At 61.9% G+C, this 6,893-nt stretch carries 8 protein-coding genes and 1 pseudogene; 3 read left to right on the forward strand and 6 right to left on the reverse strand.

Going from position 1 to position 6,893, the window contains the following annotated elements:
• From FEM54_RS20330 to FEM54_RS20340, 3 genes and pseudogenes are all read right to left on the reverse strand, one after another.
• Positions 1–95, reverse strand: a pseudogene (locus FEM54_RS20330) (AAA family ATPase); the annotation flags it as partial.
• Complete coding sequence (gene pnuC / locus FEM54_RS20335) at positions 92–655, reverse strand: nicotinamide riboside transporter PnuC (protein WP_017138825.1); 564 nt, start codon at positions 653–655, stop codon at positions 92–94. The gene pnuC and the pseudogene FEM54_RS20330, both read right to left, overlap by 4 nt.
• Before the next feature lie 175 nt (positions 656–830).
• On the reverse strand, positions 831–2,465 hold the full coding sequence (locus tag FEM54_RS20340) for a methyl-accepting chemotaxis protein (protein WP_138452676.1): 1,635 nt from the start codon (positions 2,463–2,465) through the stop codon (positions 831–833).
• A gap of 224 nt (positions 2,466–2,689) precedes the next feature.
• Here FEM54_RS20340 and FEM54_RS20345 point away from each other — a divergent pair, with 224 nt between their 5' ends.
• The 3 genes from FEM54_RS20345 to FEM54_RS20355 all read left to right on the forward strand — a co-directional run bounded on the left by FEM54_RS20345 (position 2,690) and on the right by FEM54_RS20355 (position 5,308).
• Positions 2,690–3,520 carry an undecaprenyl-diphosphate phosphatase gene (locus FEM54_RS20345; protein WP_053256232.1) on the forward strand — a complete coding sequence of 277 codons (831 nt, stop codon included), beginning with the start codon at positions 2,690–2,692 and terminating at the stop codon, positions 3,518–3,520.
• Positions 3,517–3,900 carry a DUF1294 domain-containing protein gene (locus FEM54_RS20350; protein WP_017138822.1) on the forward strand — a complete coding sequence of 128 codons (384 nt, stop codon included), beginning with the start codon at positions 3,517–3,519 and terminating at the stop codon, positions 3,898–3,900. The genes FEM54_RS20345 and FEM54_RS20350 overlap by 4 nt, the downstream gene beginning before the upstream one ends.
• 121 nt (positions 3,901–4,021) lie before the next feature.
• Entirely contained in the window at positions 4,022–5,308 is a 1,287-nt protein-coding gene (locus FEM54_RS20355) for an amidase (RefSeq protein ID WP_138452679.1), read from the forward strand.
• Positions 5,309–5,312: 4 nt separating this feature from the next.
• On the opposite strand, the gene FEM54_RS20360 is transcribed toward FEM54_RS20355, so the two are convergent.
• From FEM54_RS20360 to FEM54_RS20370, 3 genes are all read right to left on the reverse strand, one after another.
• Positions 5,313–5,666: an MmcQ/YjbR family DNA-binding protein gene (locus tag FEM54_RS20360; RefSeq protein ID WP_017138820.1), complete on the reverse strand. Its 354-nt coding sequence runs from the start codon at positions 5,664–5,666 to the stop codon at positions 5,313–5,315.
• Positions 5,663–6,571: a LysR substrate-binding domain-containing protein gene (locus FEM54_RS20365; protein WP_017138819.1), complete on the reverse strand. Its 909-nt coding sequence runs from the start codon at positions 6,569–6,571 to the stop codon at positions 5,663–5,665. The genes FEM54_RS20360 and FEM54_RS20365 overlap by 4 nt, the downstream gene beginning before the upstream one ends.
• Before the next feature lie 113 nt (positions 6,572–6,684).
• Positions 6,685–6,893: aldehyde dehydrogenase family protein (locus FEM54_RS20370; protein ID WP_138452681.1), on the reverse strand; the 209-nt coding region annotated here is incomplete at its 5' end.

A 6,893-nucleotide genomic window follows, 5' to 3' on the forward strand; every position in this document is an offset into this window, starting at 1 on the left:
TCACCCACCATCAACCCACCGAAACGGGCGTGCAGTTGCGCGGCCAGCCAGCTTTTGCCGCTGGATTCGGGGCCGGCCAGTACCACCACTTTCATGCGTGCAACGCCGGGTCGGCGCGCCATTCACGCCAGCCTTGTACGGCGATCGCGGTGAACAGTGCATACAGCGCGGCGGTAAGGTAGAGGCCTTTGTAGAGGAACAGGCCGACGAAGATCACGTCCACGGCGATCCACAGCGGCCAGCATTGCACGCGTTTTTGCGCCATCCACATTTGCGCCACCAGGCTGAAACCGGTGAGTGCGGCGTCGAGCCAGGGTTGCGCGGCATCGGTCCAGTGGGCCATGGCGGCGCCGAGCAGGCCACTGAACACGGCACCGACGGTGAGGCTGACCATGATCGCGGACCAGCCCAGGCTGGTGACCTGGCGACCCTGCGCGACCTCACCGGCGCGGGTCCACTGCCACCAGCCGTAGAGTTGCAGGGCGGCGTAGACCACTTGCAGGAGCATGTCGGAATAGAGTTTTACGTCGAAGAACACCCAGGTGTAGAGCAGCACCATCACCAGGCCGATGGGCCAGCACCAAGGGTTTTGCTTGACCGTCAGCCAGACAGCGATCACCCCCAGGGCGGCGGCGAACAATTCAAGCCCGGACATGGCGGTTCCTTGGGAGAGTGGGTGAGGGCGGTGATTGTAACCAAGATGGTGGGAGGGAGGAATGCTCGTTCCCACGCTCTGCGTGGGAATGCATCCCCTGACGCTCCGCGTCAGGCCTGGACGCAGAGCGTCCGTGGCGGCGTTCCCACGCGGAGCGTGGGAACGAGCATGAGTGCTAGATCTTGAACTGGCGCAACAACCCTCCAAGCTGCTCACTCAACCCACGCAAATGCGCGCTCGCCACACTGGACTGCTCCGCCGCCAGCGCCGTGCTGTGGGACAAACCCGCCGCCTGGGTGACGTTCTGGTTGATATCCTCCACCACGTGCGCCTGTTGCAAGGTCGCGCTGGCGATCGAGGCATTCAGCCCATTGAGGTTACGCAACGCCTGGCCAATGGCGGTGAGGCTCGCACCTGCCTGGCCAGCTTGTTCAATGGTCAGTTGCGAGGCACTGTGGCTGTCGCTGATCACTTTGACCGCCGCTTCCGAATGCCCTTGCAGGCGCTCAATCATCACCTGGATTTCGGCGGTGGATTTCTGCGTGCGCTGGGCCAACAGCCGCACTTCATCGGCGACCACGGCAAACCCGCGACCCTGTTCACCGGCACGCGCCGCCTCGATGGCGGCGTTGAGGGCCAACAAGTTGGTCTGGTCGGCAATCGAACGGATCACTTCCAGCACACCACCAATCTGTGTGCTTTCACTGGACAGCGTGCGGATCACCTCCACGGCCTGGCTGATGGTGCTGGAGAGCTGGTCGATCTGTTGCAGGCTGCCGTCGATATTCACCTGGCCCTGCTGCGCCTGGGCCTGGGCGTCGCGCATTTCGCTGGCGGCATGCTCGGCATTTTTTGCCACGTCCTGCACGCCATAGGTCACTTCGGTGATCGCGGTAGCCACCAGCTCCATCTGATGGGATTGTTGCTGGCTACGGTCGTGGGCCTGGCTGGCATTGGTGCCCAGTTCCGTGGAAGATTGGCCCAGCGCGTTGGCACACTCCTGTAATTGGCCGACCACCTGGCGCAGCTTGGCGGTAAAGCTATTGAAGTGCTGCGACAATTGAGTGACCTCGTCGCGCCCGTGGGTGTCGAGGGTGCGGGTCAGGTCGCTTTCGCCGCTGGCAATATTGCCCATGGCATTCACCGCCGCCTGCAATGGATGCACAATGCTGCGCGCGATCAGGATCACCAACAGCGCCATCAGCAGCGCAATGCCCAGGCCGATCAACGAGGCTTTCCACACCTGGCCGGTGAATTCGGCCTGCACATCGTCCACGTACACGCCCGAGCCGATAATCCAGCCCCACGGCTCGAACAGTTGGATATACGAGGTTTTCTCCACCGGCGCGTCGGCGCCCGGTTTGGGCCAGCGATAGTTGACGATGCCGGCGCCCTTGGCCTTGGCCAGGAGCACAAATTCATTGAACACCGCAAAACCGTCCGGGTCGCGGATGGCCGAGAGGTTCTGGCCGTCGAGCTTGGGGTTGGCCGCGTGCATGATCATCACGGGCGTCAGGTCGTTGATCCAGAAGTAATCATCGTGGTCGTAGCGCAAGCCACGGACTGCGCTGAGGGCTTGCTGTTGCGCGGCCTCGCGGGTGAGAACGCCGGTTTTTTCAAGGTTCTGGTAGTAAGCCAGCACGCCGCTGGCGGTTTGCACCACGTGCTGGGTCTGCTGGCGTTTGGCCTGGTAGAGGTCGCCATGGATCTGCTTTAGCATCAACAGCCCCAAGGTTAGCAGCATCAACACGGCGACTATCAGGATCAGCCAAAGACGGCGGCTGATCGACATGCTGCGCAAACTGTTCATCGTCCTGTCACTCCGTGCTTTTTATAATTGTGTGCTGCATCGACAATTCCAGCTTGTCTGATAGGCTTTCGGCCTGTAATCGAAAAACCTGAGTACTCCCTGATTTTTCACGAAATTTTTGCGCACGGCTGGTGAAAATCCGCAGCGCATCACGATTGCACGTGGTCAGTGAACATTAAAAAGACAGACAAGGCATGCCGCAGCGCATGACCTTTGGGGGATACATGGATTTTTGGACCGCCATACAGGCATTGATTCTTGGCGTGGTGGAGGGGCTGACCGAGTTCCTGCCGATCTCCAGCACCGGGCACCAGATTATCGTCGCCGACTTGATCGGCTTCGGCGGAGAACGCTTTGAAGCGTTCAACATCATTATTCAACTGGGCGCGATCCTCGCAGTGGTCTGGGAGTTTCGGCGCAAGATCCTCGACGTGGTGATCGGCTTGCCGACCCAGCGCAACGCCCAGCGCTTTACCGTCAACCTGATCATCGCAGTTCTGCCGGCGGTGGTGTTGGGGGTGATTTTTGCCGACCTGATCAAGCATTACCTGTTTAACCCGATCACGGTGGCCACCGCGCTGGTGGTGGGCGGGGTGATCATGCTGTGGGCCGAGCGCCGCCAACATGCAGTGCACGCTGAAACGGTGGATGAGATCACCTGGAAAGACGCGCTCAAGGTCGGTGTGGCCCAGTGCCTGGCAATGATTCCAGGCACTTCGCGCTCCGGCGCGACCATTATCGGCGGCCTGTTGTTCGGCCTGTCGCGCAAGACCGCCACCGAGTTCTCGTTCTTCCTGGCCATGCCGACCATGGTCGGCGCGGCGGTGTATTCGGGCTACAAGTACCGTCACCTGTTCCAGCCCGATGACGTGCCGGTGTTTGCCATCGGCTTTGTCACCTCGTTCATCTTCGCGATGATTGCGGTCAAGGCGTTGCTCAAGTTCATCGCCAACCACAGTTACGCGGCGTTTGCCTGGTATCGGATTGCGTTTGGCCTGGTGATCCTGGCGACCTGGCAGTTTGGCTGGATCGACTGGACGGCGGTCAAGCCATGAGCATTCAACACCCGCGCTTGAAGGCGTTCATCTTTGTTTTGTTGTGCGCCGCGCCGCTGACTGGCGCGGCACTGTTGTGGCATCGCGGCGAGACGCTGATCCCGCTGGCCGCCTATGGCGTGGTCAGCGTGGTGGCGTTTTTCCTGTACTGGGGCGACAAACGCAAGGCCCAAGCCGAAGGCCCGCGCGTGCGCGAAAATATCCTGCATGCCGTGGAGCTGGCGGGCGGTTGGCCGGGGGCGCTGATTGCCCAGCAGGTGTTTCGCCACAAGACGCGCAAGGTGTCGTATCAGGTGCTGTTCTGGGTGATTGTGTTGCTGCACCAAGTGTTCTGGCTGGACCAGCTGTTCCTGGGCGGCACGCTGCTCTCGGTTTTATAGTGTTGAGGCGTCTGGGATATTTCCTACGCGATTGCGGGAGGCAGCTTACCCAGACGGCCCTGTAAACCGGCAACAGGCTCGCGTTATGCTTCGGGCACTTGAGCGCACGGGGCCCACACGAATGTCTTTTTCAGATTCATTGCTCCATCATTCGGCAACTGAGCTTGCAGCGCTGATTCAACAGCGCAAGTTTACTTCCACCGCTATCGTCAGCTTTTACCTTGCGCGTATCGAGGCGCTCAACCCCTCGGTCAACGCGCTGGTGCAGGTCTGTGCCGATACGGCGTTGGCCGATGCCTGGGCGGTTGATCGTGCTATCGCCCAAGGCGAGTATGGCGGCGTGTTGCAGGGCGTTCCCTTCACGGTCAAAGATGTTTTCGATACCCGTGGGGTGGTGTCGGCAGCGGGTCTGGTTGATCGGGCTCATTATTGTCCTCAGCACGATGCTGTTGCAGTGGCGCGCATGAAAGCGGCCGGCGCCATTCTTTTGGGTAAAAGCAACTGCCCGCCGGGCGGTGGCGGTGGAGTGACCGATAACCCGGTCTACGGCGCTACCCGTAACCCCCATGCGCTGTCCCATGGCCCCGGCGGCAGCAGCGGTGGCGAAGCTGCTGCGGTGGCTGCCGGCCTTTCGCCGCTGGGACTGGGCAGCGATTCCGGTGGCAGCCTGCGCATACCGGCGCATTTTTGCGGAGTCAGTACCTTGAAGCCCACCACGGGCCGGGTGCCCAACACCGGGGTTTTCGATCACCCTGGTGGGTTGAGTGATAGCCGCAGCCAGATCGGCCCGATGGCCCGGCATGTCGAAGACCTGGACCTGGTGTTCCGGGTGATCGCCGGTGAGGATGGGCACGATTGTGGGGTGATTCCAATGCCGCTGCCGGATATGCCTCCACAGGCACTGAATGGTTTGCGCGTCGCCTGGTACAGCGAGGGCGGCATCGAACCGGTAGACACGTGTACCCAGGTCACGCTGCAGGTGGCTGCCGACCTGCTGGCAGGTGCGGGCGCCGTGGTCCGTCAGGCGTTCCCTTCGGCATTGCGTAATGCTCGCGATATTACCGAGCGCTACTGGGCAATGGGCAAAGGCTCCGGGGCACAGGCGATACAGTTGCTCTCGGATTGGGATCAGTTTCGCAGTGCCATGCTGGGGTTCATGGCGGACTACGACATTATCCTGTGCCCGGTTGACGCGGCCCCGGCGCCGCTGCTGGGCACCGCCCGGCCAGGGTTGTTCAGCCATACGCTGCCATACAGCCTGGCCGGCTGGCCCTGTGTGGTGGTGCGCGCCGGTACTGCTGACTCGGGTTTGCCGGTGGGTGTACAGATCGTTGCACGGGCCTGGCACGAGCATTTGGCGCTGGGGGCGGCGATGGCCATTGAGCGCGCACTGCCGTTTGCGCGTTGAACCATCAATCCAGCTTCAGTCCCACCTGCGCGCGCTTGGGCAATTTGCTTACCACCAACTGGTGCGAGCGCTGCAACAGGCCACGCAGTTCCTCGGCGCCCAGCGGGTAGGGCGTGTTCATGATCACCCACTGCGCCCGCGCCAGGTACGGCGCGGGGTGGATGCCAGGGCGGTCCACATGGCCGAGGAACAGCTCCTTGTCGACCTTGAACGCCAGCGAGTCACCGCGCAGGTTCTGCAGGGCGAACATCTTGTTGCCGGCAATCGAGAACACGCGCACGCCGCCCCACTTGTAGTCTTCCCGCGCGCCGGGCAGGCCCAGGCAGAATGCCGCGACTTGTGCTTCGCTCATCTTCATAGCAAACGGTCTCCGCAACCCTTGAAGGCTTCTTCCAGATAGTCGATCCAGGCCCGAATCGCCGGTAACACGCCACGGCGGTGCGGGTAGACCGCCTGCAACCAGCCGCCCGGCGAAGACCATTGCGGCAGCAACTGCACCAATTGGCCGCTGGCCAGCTCCTCTTCGCAATACATCATTGGCAGCAGGGTAAAGCCCAGGCCCTGCAAGGCGCAGGCTTTGCGCACGATAAAGTCGTCGATGCCCAGGCGCGCTTCCATGGATAAGTTTTCGGTATTGCCTTGCGGGTCGATCAACCGCAAGTGCACCAGGCGATCGGCCTCAAGCGCAGCGAGTACCGGCAATTGCTTGAGATCGTCCGGGGTGTTGATTTGGCGGCCTTGCAGGAACTGCGGGCTGGCCACCAAGACTGTCTGGGCCTGGCGCAGGCGCTTGGTCACCAGCAACGGGTCTTCATCGCCCAACTCGCGCACGCGCAGGGCCACATCGATACCTTCGGCCACCAGGTCGACGCGTCGGTTGACCAGTGTCATCTCCAGCTGCACCAGTGGGTGAGCGGCGAGAAAGCCGGCAACGATGCCTGGCAACATGTGCTGCGCCATGCCCACCGGACAACTCACGCGCAGGCGCCCGCGGGGTTCGCTGGACATGCTGGCCACGGCCTCGTCGGCCATTTCCGCTTCCAGCAGCATCGCCTGGCAATGGCGCAGGTAGCGCTCGCCGACGGCAGTGAGGGTCAATTGCCGCGTGGTGCGTTGCAACAGGCGGGCGCCAAGGCGTTCTTCCAGTTCGGCGATGCGCCGCGACAGCCGTGACTTGGGAATCCCCAGCAGCCGGCCGGCCGCCGCAAAGCCGCCGGCTTCGACGACTTTGGCGAAGTAGTAGAGGTCGTTGAGGTCTTGCATGGTCAACCTATTGTCCTGTCAGTGGGACGAACTATCCGCGTGTGGCGTGCGCAAATCCAGCCTAAAGAAAAGCCAGCACCTTGCAGGCACTGGCTTTTGGAGGGTGAGAGGGCTTAGAACTGCGCCCCCGCCATCAACACATACTTCACGTGCACGTACTCCTCGATCCCGTAATAGCTGCCTTCACGCCCATAGCCGGACTGCTTGATGCCACCAAACGGGACCGACGCCGTGCCCACAGAACCCGAGTTGAGGATCACCATGCCGGCCTCCAGTTGACGTGACAGGCGCAACGACCGGCCCAGCGCGCTGGTGTAGGCAT

This window comes from Pseudomonas edaphica (assembly GCF_005863185.1).
GTDB classification, from domain to species: domain Bacteria; phylum Pseudomonadota; class Gammaproteobacteria; order Pseudomonadales; family Pseudomonadaceae; genus Aquipseudomonas; species Aquipseudomonas edaphica.

Bases quoted from the DNA above. Each gene is read 5' to 3' on its own strand.
- pnuC (WP_017138825.1), bottom strand. From the start codon at position 655: ATGTCCGGGCTTGAATTGTTCGCCGCCGCCCTGGGGGTGATCGCTGTC.
- FEM54_RS20340 (WP_138452676.1), bottom strand. From the start codon at position 2,465: ATGAACAGTTTGCGCAGCATGTCGATCAGCCGCCGTCTTTGGCTGATC.
- FEM54_RS20345 (WP_053256232.1), top strand. From the start codon at position 2,690: ATGGATTTTTGGACCGCCATACAGGCATTGATTCTTGGCGTGGTGGAG.
- FEM54_RS20350 (WP_017138822.1), top strand. From the start codon at position 3,517: ATGAGCATTCAACACCCGCGCTTGAAGGCGTTCATCTTTGTTTTGTTG.
- FEM54_RS20355 (WP_138452679.1), top strand. From the start codon at position 4,022: ATGTCTTTTTCAGATTCATTGCTCCATCATTCGGCAACTGAGCTTGCA.
- FEM54_RS20360 (WP_017138820.1), bottom strand. From the start codon at position 5,666: ATGAAGATGAGCGAAGCACAAGTCGCGGCATTCTGCCTGGGCCTGCCC.
- FEM54_RS20365 (WP_017138819.1), bottom strand. From the start codon at position 6,571: ATGCAAGACCTCAACGACCTCTACTACTTCGCCAAAGTCGTCGAAGCC.